Origin of the sequence: Arcticibacter tournemirensis (assembly GCF_006716645.1) — a bacterium.
GTDB lineage: Bacteria > Bacteroidota > Bacteroidia > Sphingobacteriales > Sphingobacteriaceae > Arcticibacter > Arcticibacter tournemirensis.
Window position 1 is genome coordinate 4,332,028 of the sequence record NZ_VFPL01000001.1, and the last position, 21,073, is coordinate 4,353,100.

The 21,073-nt window shown below is 43.4% G+C and carries 14 protein-coding genes; 3 read left to right on the forward strand and 11 right to left on the reverse strand.

Annotated elements, in window-relative coordinates; translation table 11 throughout:
• Positions 1-130: 130 nt before the first annotated feature.
• From BDE36_RS18215 to BDE36_RS18240, 6 genes are all read right to left on the reverse strand, one after another.
• On the reverse strand, positions 131-2,638 hold the full coding sequence (locus tag BDE36_RS18215; protein ID WP_141816003.1) for a bifunctional glycoside hydrolase family 9 protein/polysaccharide deacetylase: 2,508 nt from the start codon (positions 2,636-2,638) through the stop codon (positions 131-133).
• Positions 2,635-4,164, reverse strand: coding sequence for a glycoside hydrolase family 10-like protein (locus BDE36_RS18220; protein WP_141816004.1), 1,530 nt, complete (start codon positions 4,162-4,164; stop codon positions 2,635-2,637). Before BDE36_RS18220 ends, BDE36_RS18215 begins: the two co-directional genes overlap by 4 nt.
• 71 nt (positions 4,165-4,235) lie before the next feature.
• On the reverse strand, positions 4,236-6,074 hold the full coding sequence (locus BDE36_RS18225) for a RagB/SusD family nutrient uptake outer membrane protein (RefSeq protein WP_141816005.1): 1,839 nt from the start codon (positions 6,072-6,074) through the stop codon (positions 4,236-4,238).
• Positions 6,075-6,085: 11 nt separating this feature from the next.
• On the reverse strand, positions 6,086-9,505 hold the full coding sequence (locus BDE36_RS18230; RefSeq protein ID WP_141816006.1) for a SusC/RagA family TonB-linked outer membrane protein: 3,420 nt from the start codon (positions 9,503-9,505) through the stop codon (positions 6,086-6,088).
• A gap of 267 nt (positions 9,506-9,772) precedes the next feature.
• Complete coding sequence (locus BDE36_RS18235) at positions 9,773-10,984, reverse strand: exo-beta-N-acetylmuramidase NamZ family protein (RefSeq protein ID WP_141816007.1); 1,212 nt, start codon at positions 10,982-10,984, stop codon at positions 9,773-9,775.
• A gap of 1 nt (position 10,985) precedes the next feature.
• On the reverse strand, positions 10,986-11,843 hold the full coding sequence (locus BDE36_RS18240; protein WP_141816008.1) for a phosphodiester glycosidase family protein: 858 nt from the start codon (positions 11,841-11,843) through the stop codon (positions 10,986-10,988).
• 271 nt (positions 11,844-12,114) lie between these two features.
• Between BDE36_RS18240 and BDE36_RS18245 the strand changes: the two genes are divergently transcribed.
• From BDE36_RS18245 to BDE36_RS24205, 3 genes are all read left to right on the forward strand, one after another.
• A complete protein-coding gene (locus BDE36_RS18245) occupies positions 12,115-13,236 on the forward strand; it encodes an acyltransferase family protein (protein WP_141816009.1) in 1,122 nt (373 codons plus the stop codon).
• Positions 13,237-13,325: 89 nt separating this feature from the next.
• Entirely contained in the window at positions 13,326-13,532 is a 207-nt protein-coding gene (locus BDE36_RS18250) for a hypothetical protein (protein WP_141816010.1), read from the forward strand.
• A gap of 84 nt (positions 13,533-13,616) precedes the next feature.
• Positions 13,617-13,832 carry a type II toxin-antitoxin system RelE/ParE family toxin gene (locus BDE36_RS24205; RefSeq protein ID WP_317132919.1) on the forward strand — a complete coding sequence of 72 codons (216 nt, stop codon included), beginning with the start codon at positions 13,617-13,619 and terminating at the stop codon, positions 13,830-13,832.
• Between the two features lie 99 nt (positions 13,833-13,931).
• Here BDE36_RS24205 and BDE36_RS18260 read toward each other — a convergent pair whose 3' ends face one another.
• From BDE36_RS18260 to BDE36_RS18280, 5 genes are all read right to left on the reverse strand, one after another.
• Positions 13,932-14,315, reverse strand: coding sequence for a hypothetical protein (locus tag BDE36_RS18260; protein WP_141816011.1), 384 nt, complete (start codon positions 14,313-14,315; stop codon positions 13,932-13,934).
• A 68-nt stretch (positions 14,316-14,383) separates the two neighbouring features.
• Positions 14,384-15,514: a glycerate kinase gene (locus BDE36_RS18265; protein ID WP_141816012.1), complete on the reverse strand. Its 1,131-nt coding sequence runs from the start codon at positions 15,512-15,514 to the stop codon at positions 14,384-14,386.
• Position 15,515: 1 nt separating this feature from the next.
• Positions 15,516-16,853, reverse strand: a complete 1,338-nt coding sequence (locus tag BDE36_RS18270; protein ID WP_128770038.1) for a GntP family permease — start codon at positions 16,851-16,853, stop codon at positions 15,516-15,518.
• A gap of 1 nt (position 16,854) precedes the next feature.
• The gene (locus tag BDE36_RS18275) at positions 16,855-18,819 is read right to left on the reverse strand and encodes a glycoside hydrolase family 97 protein (protein WP_141816013.1); all 1,965 of its coding nucleotides are present in this window, start codon (positions 18,817-18,819) and stop codon (positions 16,855-16,857) included.
• A gap of 43 nt (positions 18,820-18,862) precedes the next feature.
• A complete protein-coding gene (locus tag BDE36_RS18280) occupies positions 18,863-21,052 on the reverse strand; it encodes an alpha-N-acetylglucosaminidase (protein ID WP_141816014.1) in 2,190 nt (729 codons plus the stop codon).
• Positions 21,053-21,073 lie beyond the last annotated feature (21 nt).

The following is a 21,073-nucleotide window of genomic DNA, read 5'->3' on the forward strand; positions in this document are numbered from 1 at the left end:
TTCAAGTAAATAGCGCAAAAAGACGCAACCCCTCGTTCTATCTTTATAACGCTAAAATTACGAATTAGCGACTTAAATAACAAGCGCTTCATGCATTATTAATTTAAAACATGCATAAAAACGCAAGACTCTATTCTCCCTCATTCAGAAGCTTATCTATTTTTTCGAAGGAATATCCTTTATGATGCAAAACCTTAATCAAACTGTCGAGCAGATTATAAAACTTATCTGTCCTCCTAACGTCAGTACCGATATGCATCAGCAACATAAAGCCGTTCATCCCATTTTTTGCATTCGCTTCAAAACTCAATATCGAGTTGTAGATATCTTTTGATGAAATATAGCTCTTACCCATATCAGGATAAGTATAGTCGGCCGTCGATCGCGTTCCCGGGCTAAAATTCACCAACTGCATTCCTTCCTCCTTTGTCCACTTTGCGACAGTACTGTTATACCACTCGTAAGGCGGCAGAAAATAAGAAGCATCCTGTTTTTCGATACCAAAGTACATCATTGCATCATAATTTCTGCGCAGATCCTCTTTAAATTGCTCTTCGGTGACCAGCATACTGTCTCTCCGTTTCCAGTCGCAATACAACAGATGCTGATCAGAATGCGCCCCCAGATAGTGATCGTCTTTTTTTAGTTCTATTATCAGTTTTTCAAACAACGGATTCCTGTAAAAGCGACCGGTAAAGAAAAAAGAAGCTTTTACATGATTCCGTCTTAAAGTCCTTGCGATTATCTCTCCTCCATCTGCAAACTCGTCGCCGGTGAAAACCAGTGCGATATTTTTCTTAGTGGTATCACCCCGGATAATCGCTCCATGCGCATCAGTAACTACTTTTTTTTTTTGAACACCCTCCCGGTTTTCTGATTCCTTTGCAGCGAGCAGATAAACCAGGGAAGCTGTACCATCCATAGTAGGCTCGTTGGTACTATAATCGCCATAGTCATCATGATAAACTACAAGATCAGATTGAAAATCAGCATATTCATCGTCGCCATACAAGGTGATTCCGCGCAAGCCCTTATAAATCGAGCCATAAACAGGTCCATCAACCAGCCCGCCGTCTATTGGATACTTATACAAATGTGTAAAGGAGGAATGCGGATCGGCTGGAGTATCACCGCCGGTTGGAAGACCATACACCATGCTGGTTCCCCAGGGATTACAACCGAATAACCAGTCGAAATTTGCCTGTTCAAGTTCTCTGTAAGATTTGTCGCCACTAAGCTTTTCATATAAAAAACACTGGATAGCGAAGGACGTAGTCAAATTATTTGAACACCAGATAAAAGGCACACCCCGGTAAAAAGCGTTCTTCTTTCCCTTTTTCCATATATTTTCGATTCCTTCTTTATAAAAACCAGTCAGCTCTTTACGATCTCTGGCAATGGCTTCACCGGCCAGCTCGTAGTGACCGAAGTTATGAAAGGGATACCACTGATAATGACGGGCAGTATCAGCGCCCATCCAGGGTGTCACCTTCTCTTTTAAACCAAACTGAAAACCCTCATTGAAATACTTCTTATTGTTGGTCAGTTGATAAAGCGCTGCCGCACCAAGCTCCATATCATCCACCCAGTTATCTTCCTCGTAAAAATAAGGAGCAAGATTAGGAGCAGTTTGACACACTCCCGGTTTCTGAATTCCCAGTAAATAGGCGGACAACGCTTTCTCCCTCAACAATGCGGAAAAAGCAGCATCGCTGCCCTGATAGACCTTCGATCCCAGGGCAAAAGCAGCGGCAAACTTTCCGGCTGTGGAAGCCACACCGGTAGCTCTGTTCTTGTATTTACCCAACCCCTGTGGCATTCCGGTAGCAAAATAAACGGGTCGCCCTTTTCCCGGACCTACCCCGTAATCCACTGAATCGAGCGATGGAAGACGCATTCCTTTGTGATCGCGATCATCGGCCAGCTGATTGAAAAGCCAGTCTTCTTTCGGATGCATTTTCAGCAGCCATTCAATTCCCCATTTTGCCTCATCCAGAACATCAGCCACCCCGTTTGAACCATTCAGTCCATTTGCCTGGTGCTCATCAGTAAAAGCGGAAGGGAAATCCCTGTACGCTGCCAGAAGATGATAGGTTGCGTTGGCTGAAGTTGTAGAATACTGAAGATAATCAGATGCATCATGCCAGCCGCCGGCAACATCTATTCGCGTGCTGTCGGGCATAGGGCCATACATGGTATACCCATCGGTAGTATGACATGAATCCTTAAGATACGGATTGTAACCGCTTCGCTGCTGACGCATATAACGAAGCGCGAAGTCTGCTGTACCCTTATAAACATCGGCATCTATCCGGAAAACAGGCGACTTCACCGACCCTGCCCTGACGTAAAAGCTACCGGGAGTTTTGAATTCCGAAAAGTTCAGCCGGTACGACTCTTTGAAAGGACCGTAAGCTCCGAACCCGTGGCCTGCTTTTCCACGATATACAATTTTCTCAGTATTTGCATTGATAAGTTCAAAATCACGGATATTCCCAGCTGATTTGCTTACCCATACTGCTACTTTTATACCACCGGGAGTATATCCAAGTTGGTTAATGCGGATCCAACTATCGTCAGCAGCTTTTGTACTAAAAAAAACAAAAGCTGACAGTATTATAAAAATGCTTCTTTTCATTTTTTAACTTTTACTGTCGCGGCATTAGATGGCGTACTCTCATTCTTCATCCTGTCAATAGAGGTCACGAGATAAATGTATTTGCCGCTTTGTTTATCACTGCTATCAGTATAAGTGGTTGTTTTAGCGTTGAAACTAACATGAATGATATGCTCCGGATTATTTATGTCTATCCGCTCGTTTTTATCAAACCGGTAAATAACATATCCGTAAGCGACCTCACCATCCCTGACAGCTATAGGCTCGCTCCATTTTAACAACACCCCTCCCGGAACCCGTGAAGCCTTTAGCTTAAGAGGCGACAGAGGAGGAACTGCATCCATCCATATCATTTGCGGCAACAATGCCGGGTACTTATAATAATCGTTCCTTAAAGAATCTTTGAATCCTGCAAGGTTATTGGTAAGCGATTTCGAACTAAAAAACACACTCCCCTGAACCCTTGGATTTTGCCGGAGATAACGGATCTGATTTGGGAGCTGCTGTTTATCCCGCCAGCCATCACGATCTTCCATGGCGCGGTAAACACTATGTCCGATATATACATGTTTCCCATTCGCTACGTTGCTCCACCAGTCCACCAGCTTTTCGTAAGCAGCTGCTGGATAATTAAAAGGGAAATAAACCTGTGGATTTATATAGTCGATCCAGCCCTCTGTCAGCCATTTCTTTGCATCTGCATACAAGGCGCTGTATCCGGAAAGGCCGTTTGTCTCCGAACCTTCCGGGTCATCTTTCTGATTACGCCAGATACCAAAAGGACTGATGCCGAACTTCATATACCGCTTTTCTGCATGGATGCTATCTGAAAGAGTTTTTATGAGCACATCCACATTATTCCGTCGCCAGTCGTCAATTGAAGAAAACTCCTTTCCGTATTGAACGAAAGATGCGCTGTCGGGCAGAGGAGTTTTGCCCGGATAGGGATAAAAATAGTCATCAAAGTGGACGCCATCGATGTCGTAATTCCTAACCACATCCATAATGATCCCAATTATATAATTTCTCACCTCAGGCAGCCCCGGATTAAAGTACTTCTTTCCGGCGTAGGTGAAAAACCACTCGGGTTTGGTTCTGGTAATATGCTGAATGGCCGTATTTGAGTCGATGGTATCGTTCGTTGCCCTGTAAGGATTAAACCAGGCATGAAGTTCCATCCCTCTCTTATGCGCTTCAATAACTGCAAAGTCAAGAGGATCATAGAGCGGTTGGGGAGCAACTCCCTGCTTCCCGGACAAAAACATGCTCCATAGCTCCCGGCTTTTACCATACACGGCGTCTGCGGACGGACGAACCTGCAGCATAATAGCATTGATACCCGTCTTCTGATGATCATTCAGAATATTCACAAACTCCTGTTTCTGGACCTCCGAACTCAACCCCCGTTTAGAAGGCCAGTCTATATTTTGAACAGTGGCTATCCAAACTGCACGAAACTCGCGTTTGGGAAGATGGAGGTTCTGAGCTAAAACTTCTATAGAAAAGAAAAAAAAAGAGACTAGAATACCGTTTTTTTTCGCAAACATGCATTAATTCATTAAAAAAGCCCTCCTCGCAACATTGCAGTGGAGGGCTTTTCATTAGTAAATTCGACAAGTTACCATCCTGCTGTTTGCGTAAGAGTGTAGCCTTTATCTTTGTATTCATTAATTTGCGTCTGTCCTACAGGAGAAAGATATGCTTCATCACCAAACGTATTCCGGTTAGCAGCATTCTGCACTCTATAGAATCCGACCATTTCACTACCATTAGTTCCATTGTAGGTTACCACCGTTCCGTCAGCCTTCCTTACCTTTAAATTATCTTTATAAGTGGCAGCTAAAAAAGCAGGCATTTCTGTTGCAATATTAACCCAAGGCCCATAGAAATAATCATCGTTGGTACTAAAGTTCATGTAGTTAAGCTTCTTCCACCGCTTGAGATCCAGCAGTCGCGAATATTCAAACACAAATTCCATCCGTCTTTCACGACGAATTTCCCAGATCAGCGCAGGTACATCTGAATCACGAGCCGGATCAACTGGCAAAAAGTCCAACTGTAATCCAGTGGTTTTCTTTACACCTTTTGCAATAGCTTCTGCATCAAGAGGTCTATTTCTTATAGCATTAATCGATTTATCAAGATCTGCCTGAGTAACTGCTGTTCCACCTAAATGTTGAGCCAACACAGCTTTTGCTTCTATCCAATTTAGAACTACCTCTGCAAGGCGAATAACAGGTGCATCATTTGTGTTGGTATTACTTGTCCAGATTGATGGGTAAGGTTTCCCGATATAGGTAATAGCTTGCCTGGACGCAAATTTATACCCATACAGCAGAGTGGCAGAAGCGTTAATTGGCTTATCTATAAAGCTCGCTTCAAAACGTGGGTCACGTGTCACTACAAGATCCTTTGGTGAAAAGCTGTTTGCGTTGGTGACACTCGAGTTTTGCCAGACCTTTCCATCATTACATATAAACGACTTAATGAGCACCAGATTAGGATCCACTTCTACAGTTTCAGTACCGTTTGAGTATGAACCAACACTATGAGTAACATTCAAAGCAGCATCATACGTTCTGTACATCAGAACTTCAGGATTTCCAGATAGGTTCTCAGACGCAAATAAGCTCTTAAAATCACTTCCAAAACTGTACTTTCCACTATTCATCACCAACTCAGAAGCTTCAATTGCCAACTGAAGATATTTTTTCGCTCTCTCCGTATTTATATTGTGGTAATATTCATAAGTCCCTTCAAACAACATAAACCTCGAAATGAATGCCGCAGCGATATATCTGTTCAAATTTTGTTTTCCATCATCCAGCCTGATATTTTGCATTGCAAACACACAATCGTCATAAACTTTATCCATTACCACTCCCCTGTTATCGCGATCTTTATATAACAGATCCAGTTCAGTCTCTTGTACATCTTTGTCAAAATATGGAACATTTCCAAAAACCTGTACCAGACGGGTATATTCAAAAGCTCTAAAAAAACGCGCAACCCCCATCCAATGATTATATGCCTCGCCCGGCAAATTTACCTTGGCGACATTCTCAAGACGATCGATCAATATGTTAGACTTCCTCACCCATGCAAAATCCCACGTCGGTCCAGCATATTGTGTCAACCAAGCTGCGGTTTCAGAAGTTGATGCTCTGGTTGATGGTACCGCAATTTCAAAATTACTTTGAACCCCCTTCCTCGTAACATCATCGTTAAACGTATAACCTCGCGATGGAGCGTAGTCAACGCCAAATCCACTATTATACCCAGTGAAATAATTAGCATAATAAGCATTAGTGTATAAACGTATATCGGTTTCATTTCTCCAATACGCATTGTCTCTTGAGGCGGTTAACTGAGGTCGATCAAGCACATCCTTGTTACATGAAGCCAGTAGGGTAACTGCCGTAAACGCACTATATATAAATCTGTTATAATATTTCATTTCCTTAAATTTTAGAAATTTAGCTGAGCACCAAAAGAAACACTTTTAAAGGCAGGAACGCCTGCTCCGGTACGACCAGAATTATAGTTTTCTTTATTATACATTGAGTATCCATTAATATATTCGGGATCGATAGGCAAACCATTTAAATGATCCCAAGTCCAGATATTTTCTAAGGACATATATACCCTAAGTGAGTTGACACTTATTTTACTCAGGAATGATTTAGGTAACGAATAACCGAAGGATAGATTCTTAAGGCGTAAATATGCCATATTCAAAAGATACCTAGATTGAATCTGCATGTTGTTGGCGGAGTTACTTGCGCCATTATTATAGGCCCTTGGATAAAATGCTCCAGTATTATCTGGCCTCCAATAGTTGTCAACTATGGCAGCAGGCATTGCTCCGTCTGATGAGTTATATCCTGGAATCGCGAGAAAACCATCACCCCAAACTTTACGACTCCCCACCCCCTGGAAGAATACAGACAAATCAAAACCTTTGTAATCACCGCCTAATCTAAAGCCATACTCGTATTTGGGCTGAGAATTTCCAATCAACTCGAGATCGCCATGATCTCCAATTGTCGAACTACCGTTATTTATCTCTCCGTCGCCATTTATGTCAACAAATTTCACGTCACCAGGGCCGAAATAGAAATTAGAACTGTTCTGCAAAAATGTTTGGTAAACCGGAGATTCACCGTTTGGCCCGCTCTTCAATTTATACGCTTTCTTACCGGCATACAGCTTACTCTCATTTGTAGTCAGAGTTATCAATTGAGGATTCCCATTTGCATCCAAATCAAAATCATCCATCTGGAACAAACGATCAGTTCGATACCCCCAAATCTCTCCGATATTCTTACCGACGTAATAATTGCTTAAAGCTTGCGTAGATCCGTATTCCTTAACAATAGAATTTGCGTTAGAAATATTACCAGCCAAGTTAATTCCGAGCCCGTTTTCGAAACGATGATTAAAAGTAAGGGCAAACTCCCACCCTTCTGTTCGAAGGTTCCCATAGTTACCATACGGAGCAATCGTTCCAAAAGTCACTGGTATACCTTCCTGAGGAACGAGCATATTTTTTGTATCCCGCTGGTACCAGTCAAATGTCATCCCCAATCTATTGTTTAAGAGACTTAAATCAACTCCAAAATCAAGAGTATTAATCTCCTGCCAGGTGGGATCCGTCTTAATAGCACTTGGGGTGCCTACATAATTCAGTTTTGCACCGTCCCCGCCAATCCAGTTCGATATCCCGCTCGTGAGGATCGACTGATATAAAGTATTAGGAACCGTCTGATCACCGATCGATCCCCATGACCCTCTGAACTTTAATTGGTTTAAAGTCTGCTTAGACCATTCCATGAAACTCTCTTCGCTTACTACCCAACCGGCAGAAAAAGAAGGGAACCATTTCCACTGTAATGCTTCCCCGAACTTGGAAGTACCATCATGGCGTAAATTTCCTTCAAATAAATACTTATTCTTGTATGCATAGTTTACCCTTCCGAAATAACCGAGTTGTGATTCCCAAAGAGCCTCTCCTCCGCCTGTCCAGGTCCCGATTCCATAGGAGAACTGGGGATTGGTGATATCAGTAAGGTTGGTAACCTGAGTATAGTGATTTTCTGTGTCGTTCGTCACCCGGTTCAAACCAAGAATAAACTTAAAGTCATGATCCTCGTTGAGCTTCCAGTTATACGTTGAAAAAGCGTTAATTGTATTATTTCGAACATTCTCTGACAATCGGTACAAATGGTCTGGATTAGATCCATTAGCAGTATATGTTTGATAAACAAGATCATATGCTCGCATAGCACCAGCAGCGGTACTTGAAACAACCTCGCCCGCGTCATTTACATACACAGCATTCCCAGAATTATCGTTTCTCACCACCGGTGCAACCCACGAGTTCCTTGCTGTATACCTGGTACCGGGCCGGTTCCATACATGTTCTTGATTAGCAAAGGTATAATCAAAGTCTACTTTCCAGTTACTGGTAATATTTAACGTTCCGCCAAGATTGAGATTTAGGTAATTATAAAGTAAACTCGCAGTATTTGCTGCAGCGGTTTCACTTGCAGGACTGCGGATAGCATCACCATTTTCGTCATTCCCAAAAGGATAAATAGGAGCCCACCGGTATAAATATAACCATGGATCGGCAGTAGTAGAATTAGTTACATAAGGATATTCTTTATTCCTCCTGGAGTACATGGCACCCGCTCTTGCTGTAAAATACTTATTAATCTCGCTATTTACCCGCACGGAAGCATTGTACCGACTAAACTCATCCTTTTTGGCGGGCTTCATCATTCCGGATTGATTCAACAAACCTAGACCAATATCATAGGATGTTTTATTGGCGGTTCCTCCAATTGAGAGGTTATGTTGTTGTGTTGGAGCCCACTCTTTCACCATATAATCATACGGATTATAAGTCCTTACACCCATTTTACCAACACCAGGCTGAAAATACCAGTCCCGCCCATACACAGTGGGATCATCTGGGCCAATTGTACTACCATATTTTTCTTTCCATGCAACTGCTCTCTCATAGCTCTCCCTATTCACATAATAAAAAGCACCAGCGAATGTACTTCCAACCCTTTCAACAGCATCCATTGTATATTTCAGAGAATTAACATCTCCCATTTTTAATTCCTTCCATGGATTCTGAAAAGAAAAGTTATTAGTATATGAAATCTGGGGCCTCCCCGTTCCAGTTCCCTTTTTTGTTGTTATCAAAACCACGCCGAAGGCCGCTTTTGCCCCATAAATAGAAGCAGATGCAGCATCTTTCAACACTGAGATTGAAGCAATGTCAGAAGGATTTACGAGCTGAATACTCGGAATTTCCACGTTGTCTACCAGTATCAAAGGAGATGAACCTCCTATTATAGAGCCAATCTGCCCTCTGATTTTAATGACAGGATCTGACCCTACTTCACCACTCGGAATTACCACACTCAAACCCGGTGTTGATCCCTGAATCGCCCTGCCAACATCAGAAATCGGTCTTCCATCTAAAGCCTTTTTAACATCAATGCTCGAAACAGAACCGGTTAAATTACTCTTTTTCTGCGTACCATAACCTACAACCACGACCTCATTTAACGCTTTAGAATCTGAAGTTAGTTTAATATTAATGACACTCTCCTCTCCTACTGTTCTTTCTTGAGGGGTTGAGCCCACAAAAGAAAAAACAAGCACCTGTCCCGGTGACACTTTAATGGAAAAAGTTCCTTTGGAATCTGTACTCACTCCGGCGCTAGTTCCCCGGACCTTTACAGATACTCCTGGCAAAGGACTTCCGTCATCGGCAGAAGTAACCCTGCCTGTTACCGTCTTTTGTTGTGCCATGACTTGCACAATCATAAAGACCATACTCATAAAGAGTGTAAGTAGTCTTCTTTTCATATTGATATATTTAATTATTGAATGGATAAATAAATTCAATCAGAACATTGCACGTTTATACGCATTGCATTTTTATTTCGCAGAAATAGGCATTTGATAAAACACAAAGAAACCTCTATTTCACTAAGCGAATATATAATTATTAGTTTAGAAATTGAATGTTTTAGCGATTTTTACTTAAAAAAAAGCATAAACAAGCAAAAAAGAGTAACTAAATCGTTTAAATGGTTAATTTTTATGTATAATCATGCAGTATTTATCGTCTTTTTATAAATACAGCAAATATCTCTTTCTTATTTCCTTGAATTTTTCAAGCTTCGGCTCCCAGGTCTTCCTAATTTCCACCTCTGTCAAACCTGCAACAATCTGCTTTTTCAAAAGAGCGGTACCGGCGAGTTTATCGAAGTTCCCCATCTCTTTACTCTGTTTATAATCGAAAAATTTTTCCTTGTCCGGGTAAGCAGCATAAAGCTCGATAAGCCACTTAAGATTTATCTTTTTACTCTTTACAAGCTTATTAACATCATATTTACGCAAATCCAAGCCATAACATGCCTTATTCATATGCAATGGCGTTTCGCTCATCCCTTTAATACTAACCGGAGTAAAAGAAAAAGAATACTTACCTTTTAAGTCCGGATTCCCAAGGACAGTAAAAGGAAAATGAGTACCTCTTCCCTGACTAATAATTGTTCCCTCAAACAAGCAAACAGAAGGATACAGCATGATAGATTGCTGCGTATTCAGGTTTGGCGAAGGATTTACAGGAAGCGTATATAGCATGTCGTGCCGGTAATTCGCAACTGGAATAATCTTGATTTTACACTTTACTCCATTAGCAAGCCACCCCTCCCCGTTAATCATCTGGGCAAACTCCCCTACCGTCATTCCATGAGCGATTGGAACCGGATGCATTCCAATCCCTGACTTTAACTGCATGTCAAGCACCGGACCATCTACAAAATAACCATTGGGATTAGGCCGGTCAAGTATCAGCATTTCTTTGCCGTTCTCCGCACAAGCTTCCATTACCCTGTGCATAGTTGCTATATATGTATAAAAACGAGCACCCACATCCTGAATGTCAAAGACCATCACGTCAACATCTGCCAGACTCTCCTTTGAAGGCTTATGATTTTTTCCATATAATGAAATAACAGGGATACCCGTTTTAGAATCTTTACTATCTTCTACACTCACACCAGCACTTGCGTCTCCCCGAAAACCATGTTCCGGTCCAAATACTTTTACGATATTTATACCTAATGAAAGCAGACTATCTACACTTGCCTTAGTGCCAATAATGGACGTGGGATTAACAACCATCCCTACACGCTTACCTTTTAAATAAGGAACATACTTCTCCGTCTGATCTGCACCAGTTAGGATTTCTTTATTTCCTTTCTTATAAGAAGCTGAAAACGCACTGCCAGAAACTGCAAATACAAAGAACAACAAAGCACTTAAATTCCTTATCATATCATTTCCTTTTTAAAAGAACAACATTTGCCACTTTCCTTTGACCTTCGTGATCCCATTTTTTATTATCGGATGGATAGTTAACTACTCCACTTCCTGACTGGCCTCTTACCCACAAAGTGGTAGATCCTCCTCCGTCGAGATTGATAGCATCTTTACATTTCAACCATCTTACTATTTTGCTAATTTCAGAAAGGCTCATCCCTGCCGAATTTTCATGACGGCCATCTACAGTAATAAACCAAACACGATTTCTTCCATCGACTGCAATTACCGAGCGCGGATGTCTATTTCTGCTAAACGCTGAAGTGTCAGCAAGAACATCAGCAAAATCGTCAAGAATCATGGGACCCGACAACATCACATCCTCACCTTTCAATAGCTTTTCCCAGTCACTTGAGCCATTCCATTGACTTATTGAAAGCTTACCCTTATCAATCACAACCGCGGCTTTCTGGTGAATAGCACGTGTATTAGCCGCCAATGTGCGATTCTCATTGATAACGCAATCATTTAATCTTATATAATCAACAGATCCTCCGTTCGCAACATCAAAGAAAGTTCCATTAATGGCAGCTATCGCATTATTCTCAGCGCCAAACTCGCTGGTTGTCTTTTTAAGCCTCGCTTCTGCCGCCAGGTCAAACTCCAGTTTGCGCTTTTGTTTTACCTCAAGAATAGTAATATTCTGATTAGAATTAAACAGAGTATTGCCGGTAAAACTGTAGTGTTTTAACGATATTCCCCGGGCAATGCTTTTCGTTTCCCACCTGGCGTTTACCACAGCGATTGAATCCTGCTGTGCATACAGACCAGCAGAGAATAACTGAAAAAGAATAAAACAAGCGGAAATTCTCATATAAGGGTTAAAGCTATAATTTACTATTTACTATCTATAAGAAACGCAAAAACAAGCAAATAACTATAATCTATAATTGGTTTGTTGAAAGGATAAATGTAATTCATATTTACCAAACATGCAAACAATTGCATTATTTTTTTAAACTTCCGCATTATAACGCAAGTGCAGAGAGCCCATTAACCTTAACAACCAACAAATAACATTTTTCTCATACATATGTTCTATTTTCTGCATATTTTTATAAACAAATGCACAAACAAGCAAAACAATGACCACACTTAAGCCACGCCTGCTCTCTCTTGATGTATTCAGGGGCGCCACTGTTGCAGCAATGATCCTTGTAAATAACCCCGGCAGCTGGGGACATATTTATCCACCTCTGGAGCATGCCGAATGGAACGGATGCACGCCGACCGACCTGATCTTCCCTTTTTTCCTGTATATTGTGGGAGTGGCAATTGCATTTGCTTTCGATTCGAAAAAGGAAGATCAGGCACAACATAGCAAACTTATCCTGCGGGCTTTCAAAAGAGGCCTTATTCTTTTCTTCCTGGGTTTCTTCCTTGCCCTTTTTCCAGCCTTCGACTTTAGTACGGTAAGGATCTTCGGAGTTCTTCAGCGAATTGGTATCGTATTTTTTATATGCGCGGTATTATTTATTAAAACCAGTACAAAAACGCAATTACGCACATTACTGTTCGTCCTGATTCTGTACTGGGTACTGATGACACTGGTTCCTGTACCGGGCGTCGGTTATCCTAATCTTGACAAGGAAACTAACCTGGCCGCATGGCTCGACAGGCTCATTATTACAGAACAACATACCTGGAAAGCTGCCCGCACCTGGGATCCCGAAGGTATATTAAGCACCCTGCCCGCTATTGGCACCGGAATTCTGGGGATGCTTGCCGGAACATGGCTGAGAAGAAAGGATAAAACAGAGAGCGAAAAGATAGCGTGGATGTTCTCTTTGGGATTTATATCAGCCCTCCTTGGTCAGATCTGGGGTCTTGCCTTTCCGATAAATAAATCCTTGTGGACCAGCTCTTACGTATTATATGCCGGGGGACTTGCTACCATGATGCTGGCGCTTCTGTACTGGATGATCGACGTGCAGGGTTACAAAAGATACACGAAGCCCTTTGTTGCATATGGCGTTAACGCCATTACCGTGTTCTTCATGTCTGCGATTATTGTAAAGGTAATGAGCAGGATAAAAATAGATCTTGATGGCGAGCAGGTGGGACTGCAAACATGGCTCTATAAATCATTTTTCACGCCTTACCTTTCCGACCTCAATGCGTCCCTGGCATGGGCTGTAACTTTTGTGCTTTTCTGGCTGCTTATCCTTTGGCCGATGTATAAGAAGAACATTATCATTAAGGTATAAGGGCATGATGAAACACATAATCGAATGGCTCAAAGTGGTTATTATCAGTAATAATATTTAAATTTGCTCTATCCCACTAAAAAGAAGTCATGAAACTATTGTTAGAGATAAAAGATGAAAAAGCTTCCTTTATTATAGAGGTTTTGAAAAACTTTAAAGATGTAAAAGTCCAGCCACTTTCTTCCTATAAGGCAGATGTGTTTGAGGGATTGAGGGAGGCTGTAAGGGAGGTTTCACTTATAAAACAGGGGAAATTAAAGGGAATTCCAGCAGAGGATTTGCTTGATGAATTATGAGATTATAGCGACCCCTCGTTTTAGAAGGGATATCAAAAAGCTTGTCAAAAATATGCTTCGTTAAAAAAGGAGTTTGCCGAACTTATAGAAGACCTAAAGAAAGACCCTAAACAAGGTACTGCTCTGGGAGACAATTGCTTTAAGATCCGCATTGCAATAGCATCTAAGGGTAAGGGAAAATCGGGCGGTGCAAGGGTTATTACTCATGTGCTGATTAAAGAAGAAACTGTATTTCTATTATCGATTTACGATAAAGCAGAGCGAGAGGCTATTTCTGACAAGGATATTAAAGAACATTAGATCAACTTTAAAAAATTCCTGACCAGCTCTTTTATCCTCCCCTACGCTGTTTCAAACAGGTTAATAGCGAATAGAGTTTTCTTATAGCTTACATAACCATTAAGACTTCAAACTTTCCTCTTCTTTTTTTGCCAGTAACCGTTCTTTCTTAAGATCTATCCGGATAAGATTGTAGAGACTCATATATACATTGGCAATCCAGACTAAAGAAAAGCCTGCAAGGAGGTATCCTCTCCAGTCCATTAGCAACAGATGGAAATCAGTCAGTATCAAAATAAAGATAGTTACATAATGACTAAAGCAATATTCACATGTAAAAAGATAAAAGAATTTCCTTTTAAATAGCGTTCTGCTTTCATTACTATATCGGACGCAGTACTCCCTTGGTTCTCTGAATACTTCCTCGTGTGTTACGGTCCAGGCGATGCAGGCGATCGGAATTGCCAGCACAAAAAGCCATATCAATTGCTCGTTTAACGACATGTAAAAGAATACATTCAGCCGTTCCGAATTGTTTGTTTAAAAGCTTCTTCCTGCTATGAACAGTGCCTTTACTTTATTGCCAGCAAATTGCCGATCTGTTCCGATGTCCTTATCAGGTTATCCTTAGTGCACATCATAGCACTTGCAACATCGGCTGGCTCATTACCAATAGACAGCAGTACGTCGAAATACGCCGAAAGCCCGACATGGCTCTCCAAAGGAATTTTACCCGCTACACCAATCACCGGTATACCGCTCTCTTTTGCACGCCTGGCCACACCAAATGGTCCTTTTCCATGCAGGGTTTGTTCGTCAATACTGCCTTCTCCTGTTACCACGAGATCTGCATTCTCTAAAGCCCTGTCGAAATCTGTAATCTGAAGAAAATAATCAATGCCGTTAACAAGCTTTGCGTTCAAAAAAGCGTAAAGACCAGCGGCGGCACCCCCAGCTGTCCCTCCGCTTACCACTTCAGCCATATCTTTTCCGGTTGTCATTAAAGCCACGTCCCTCAATCTCCCGAGCGATGCCTCAAGTAAAGGGACATCCTTTTCCGATGCTCCCTTCTGCGGACCAAAGACTGTTGCTGATCCGCGATCACCGAGCAAGGTATTTTCCACGTCGCACAGCACTACGATTTCACAGTCCATAATTCGCCTGTCCAATCCCGAGAGGTCCGCTCTTTCAAGGGCTATCAGGCCTGCGGGAAGCTCTTTCAGATCAATCCCCTCCGCATCCAAAAAACGCACTCCCAGGGCTTTCAGAATACCCGTCGCTCCATCTACAGTAGCCGACCCTCCCATCGTAATTACCAATTTAGTTACCCCCTCGTCCAAAGCATGACTAATAAGTTCACCTGTACCAAAAGAAGAAGCATAAAGCGGATTAAGCTCTTCCTGTGATAATAACCGTATCCCAGATGCTTCTGCCATCTCAATAACAGCGGTCTTGCCGTTATCGATGAGACCAAAGGACGACGGGATCTTCCGACCCAGGGGGTCGCTCACTTCAGCATTTACGATGACGCCCCGACATTTTTCAACGATCAGCTTTCCTGTTCCGTCACCTCCGTCGCCTATTGGAAAACGCTCACAACTGCAACTGAGCCGACTTTTCAGAAAACCATCCTCTATTGCATCCGCAGCAGCCGAAGCATCAAGGCTGTTCTTAAATGCATTAGGAGCTATAAGAATATGCATATCAAACAAAAGATATAAGATAAATCATCGCTAAAGATACCAGTCCCATAAACAGGGTAGCAAGCGAATATACACGGAACATCGTCTTCATATCAAGTCCCGAGAACCTCGCTACCACCCAGAAGTAAGCATCATTGGCGTGCGAGATCATCATCGATCCTGCTCCCATCGCCAAAACCGCCAGCATCCTTCCATCCGGATCATTAAGCCCAACAGCAGGTAAAAGCGGAAGTACGATCGATGCCGCCGTAATAATAGCTACAGTTGATGAACCCTGTGCCGTCTTCAAAAGGGAGGTGAGCAAAAACGGAAACAATATTCCGAGACTGGTAAGAGGAAGTGAATCCTTAAAACTGTCGCCCACATGGGCTGCAGCCAGTACCGCTCCGAAAGCGCCTCCCCCTCCTATGATCACGAGGATAACACCAGCCTTGGTAACAGACTCTTCCAGCAAGTGGTTTATGGCCGACCTCTGACCCTTATTCATGTTAGACAGAGCCAGCAACACGCCCACGATCAAAGCCATTACAGGATTGCCAAGTATGATTAACAGATTTCTCCATATTTCCGCATCTTCGTTTTCTGTTGAGATAAAGGACCTTATGGAAATCAGCAAAACAGGAACCAGGACCGGAAGAAACGCCCTGAACACACCAGGAAGATCCTGCTGTTCTCTCACGACCGCCGCTGCCTCTTCATTCCCGGCTGCCGGAACATATCGCTTACCTGCATACATAGCCCAGAAATATCCGGTGAACATAGCTGGTATAGCCACGATAATGCCTGTTGCTATTAACCTTCCCAGATCCACTCCGATAAGACCGGCAGCTGCCGAAGCCCCCGGATGGGGCGGAATCAGACAATGAACGGCATATAAACCCGTGGCAAGGCAAACTGCCAGCGCTGCAATGGAAATTCCTGTACGCTTTGCCAGAGGTTTATTCAGTCCGCTTAATACGATATAGCCGGAGTCGCAAAACAAGGGAAGCCCGGCAATCAAACCTGTCAGGCTCAGTGAAAGCGCGGCTCTCCTTTCTCCCACAATCCTCAGGATATAAGCAGCCATCACTGTAGTACTCCCGCTATGCTCAAGCAATATACCGAGAGTGGTACCCAGCAGTATAATCATGCCAAGCGATTTCATAATGTTCCCGAAACCTTCCTTGATCAGTTCAATGATCGCAGGTACAGGCATTTGCATTCCAAGGCCTACCACAAAGCAGGCCAGGATCAGCGCAAAAAAAGCGTGCAGTCTCAACTTAACAGTCAGAACAACAATCGTTACGATTCCTGCCAGCAGGCAGATCATTAAATAGGTAAAGCCGAATGACTGCACCATATTAATCTGCCTTTTCTATAATACCAGCCCAGCCTCCACCGGCCGCAAGGTTTAAAACAAGCTTACTTCCATTAGTGATCTTTTGAACTACCTTCTTATAGTCATTCCCATTACGCCCTGCATTAACACCGTCCTGCATCATCTCAATTTTATAATTCCCGGGGGGCAAGAAAGAGCAGTCAAGAGTCAGCGTTCTGGGCGTCCAGTCTGTCATTGCCCCGGCATACCACTTAGCACCTTTTCTACGAGCCACCAGAATATAATCAGAAACTTTCGCATCCAGCACTCTAGTTTCATCCCAGGTTACCGGCATCTTAGAAATAAACTCTGTCGATTCGGGTTCTTTATAGTAGTGAGTCGGATTGTCTGCTAACATTTGAAGAGGACTTTCATAAACCACATACATCGCAAACTGATGACAACGTGTCCCCATGCTCATTGGATTATCGAAAATATCCCTGAAGCTGACCTTATTGGCATTTATCATCGCGCCGGGAGTGTAATCCATAGCCCCGGCCACCATCCTGATAAAAGGAAGTGTCAAATTATGATCAGGAGTGATCAGCTTACCCCATTTGTTGTTTTCTGCTCCTTTCAGACCTTCATAGCTCATCACATTGGGATAAGCACGGTGCAGTCCCGACGGCTTAAAAGCACCATGGAAATCAACCAGCAACTGACGTTTCGCACATTCACGGGCAACTCTTTCATAGTAATTGACCATATACTGATCTGCGCGCTGCATGAAATCGACCTTGATTCCTTTGGCTCCCCATTTCACAAACTGATCGAGATGCTTCTCCATGTTCTGATCCAGCGGCTTCCACAACATCCAAAGGATCACACCAACTCCTTTGCTTTTACCATAGCTGATCAATTCCTCAAGGTTAATGTCAGGATTGGGAGCTGTCAGATCAGTGGTTGTTTTTGACCAGCCCTCATCTAAAATGATATATTCCAGGCCATATTTAGCCGCGAAATCGATATAATACTTATAGGTCGCTGTATTCAGCCCCGCTTCGAAATCAACACCATAGATGTTATTGGCATTCCACCAGTCCCATGCCACTTTTCCCGGCTTGATCCATTTTGTGTCATTGATAGCAACAGGTCTCGACAATTTGAAAACCATATCGCTTTCTGCAAGTTTCCTGTCGTCATCTGTGATAGTAAACACCCTCCAGGGGAAGGTTCTTGTTCCGCTTGTTCTGGCGATATAATCAGCTTCCTTTACGATCTTTTCATCCCTGTCAGGACGCTTTCCCGGGTCAGCCTGAAGCAATACCGGTGGAAATTTAGCAGCTAAGGAATTACCTGCTGTTGCCGAGAGAAACAAATTCGGGTAGTCGAACAGATCAGCTTCGGTAACCAGCACCCTTACGCCGCCCGAAGTCACGAGGACTGGCAATGAACAAAACCGTCCTAAAGATAACGAAGCAAGAGCAGTATCGATATACGATCTTTCGTAATGCGAGATGATGCTTTCCTCTTCAGGAAAAAACACCTGGCTGCCGGGGTTGAAGCTTAAATTGACATCCTCATTTTCAACAAGGACCTCATTCTTATATTTGGTTTCAAAGCGATAGGCTGCCCCTTCGTTATAAGCCCTGAATATAAGGGAATAATTATTTTTAAATTGAAGAAGCAACTCATTGCAAAGGTCCTGCTCCGTCTTATTCTTTCTAGGCACATCTACCGTGATCCTGTTATTGATCTGCCTTCTGCTCTGCGAAAGCAGAACCGGCTTTTTCCCTAAGATATCCTTGTTTACCGCCATAGAAACAGATCCCGGAAGTATCACAGGTTTCCCATCAAGGGAGGCCGACCATTTGATATCGTCGCCGACTTCAACTTTTACGGTAACTCTCCCGTCGGGGGAAGAGAGATTGAATTGCCGCTGCGCAAATGTTTCCATAGAAAACAACAGAACAGCGACAACAAAAAATAGAATTTGCTTAATATTCATTTTATAACTGGATTGGTTTATAACAAATTAAAATACCTGAACCTTAGGGTTCACTGTATTGCCGTACAAGCTCCTTTGCTTTTGCAAGAGGATCAGCAAAAGGAGGCACTTTACTAACTCCTGCTTTCTTTATCCACGACTCTTCCCATTTTGCACGGTTAAAGTTAACATCATAAAGGTGATTTTGTATCCGGGGGATATAATAATCTCTGATCAAACCGCTCCATAACCGTGCTGCATAGTCTTCCTGCTTCCCTCCCCAGGTAGTGATAAGCCGCTTAGCGTTCGACTCGTAATAGTCTTTCTGCTGCTCTGTCTTGCCGTATGCACGTGCCGATGCTACCCAGGGCTGCAGGCGGTCGGTCGGATGAGATTCAAGTAAGCGGTCAATCTGTTTCAAGATCGCTATCGCCTTGTCGCCTGCCGCCTTTTTCTCCGCTACTTTACCCTCCCCGGCAGCCTTTAATGCTTCCTTATAGTATTCATCAGCCCTTACTCCCAGATAAAGCATGGCAATTTCTATGGCATCGTTTCTGTAAAGGTTGCTCTGCTTCAGATCTTCCGAACAATCAAGGAAATTCTGCGCTGCCTGCATAAAAAGAGGGTCGGAATTGACGCTGCCTTTTCTCCGGGTATCGGGCTCCACGAGCTGCCAGAGAAAGCGCGGATAAGAACCAAACGTTCCATAAGCCGTTTTCTGAAGCTGCTCCCAGGCAAGCCTCATTTTATCAGGATAGCCACCGTAGCGCGACCTGCAATATTGAGCTAGCCAGCTATTCAGGTCAACGGCATCCCGGCTCCATCCCATATCGGCCAGCAGCTCATATACCACCTCATTATTCTCAATCCCCTCGGGGGCTGAACCGAAGCCCACCAGACTCTTGTTGTAAGCCGATTTCAAAGCCTCTGCCGAGCCCGACGCATACAGAGAAAGGACTCCTGTCCATGGCGTTTTACCTCCGAAGTTTGGAACGAAGCTGTATACCCACTGCTTGCCGTAAAACCCTTCGTGCGTTTTCCAAACCATGGGTATCTTCCATACATATTCAGGGTATTCATTTGCCAGATCGAGGATCATCATCTTGTCGTCGGGCACCTTGGACAGCATCGCTTTAAGTGACTGCTGATCCCAGAATTTATGCTGATATCCGAACGTCCAGCCTTGAGTTACCCACACGGCGTCCGGATTTCCGGCCTTAATAGAGTTGTAAATAGACTCCCCGTAGCCTGCCAGTAGCGGATATTTCTGTTCGGGATGATCTTTCGGCACAGGTACATCCATTTCGTTAAAGCTGTCGGAAAGATAAAAGGTGTTCCTGCCAAACTCCTTCTCCCACTCCTCAACAAACAGCTTACCGATGTCTTCAAACCACTTAGAGCCCGGAGAGAGAACATAAGCATTGTACTCTCCAGGGAAACCGCCCCATTTCAAAGCGTTCACCTTCAGCTCAGGGTGTTTTTTCTTAAACCCTTCGGGCACAAATCCTGCGAAGGCAGGGGCAACCGGATGCATACCCAATGCTCTCATCCGGTCAAGGATCTTATGCTGAAGTGCCAGCTGATCTTTATGCCACGAGGCAGGGATCGGACCGTCCCACTTGTTCAGGTTTCCCATCCTGTGCCAGGGGAGATGTGCAGGACCTGTAAAAAACTCGTGTATCTCCCGATCGCTCAGGCCTAGTTTCTTCCATACACGAGCTGCAATTGCCTCACTCCCCACAACTGCCAGAGGCATATTCACACCGTGAAGGGCCATCCAGTCCAGCTCCTTTTCCCAGCGTTGCCAGTCCCAGTAAGGCGTGGTATAACCAAAAGTGACTACGTTAAGGTAATACCGGTATTTATAGGGCGAAGTCGTCGTTGCAACAGTGTAATCAGGCCACCTTGCCGGAATATTCAGATAGGATCCGCTCCAGCTCACCATACTGTTGCAGGCCTTTTTGAGATATTCATAGAAGCCGTAACACAAGGCAGAAGCACTGCTTCCCCGCACCGTAAGTTTTCCATTGCGAGCCTCAGCGGCATACACGTCCAGTCCATTTGCGGCAGGAATAATTTCCAGCTGAATCTGGTCTGCCCGGTTGCCAATGGTCCTTCTGATCACCTCGCGTGAAGAACTAAGTCCTGAACTACTCTGAGAGCTCAAGGTATGATCTGCTATCTCAGCAAAACCAGTGAACGGACTACTCAGCAATGAGACTAAAATGATTAAATAGCTTATACGTCTGTACATGAATAAGAATTAAGAAATCAA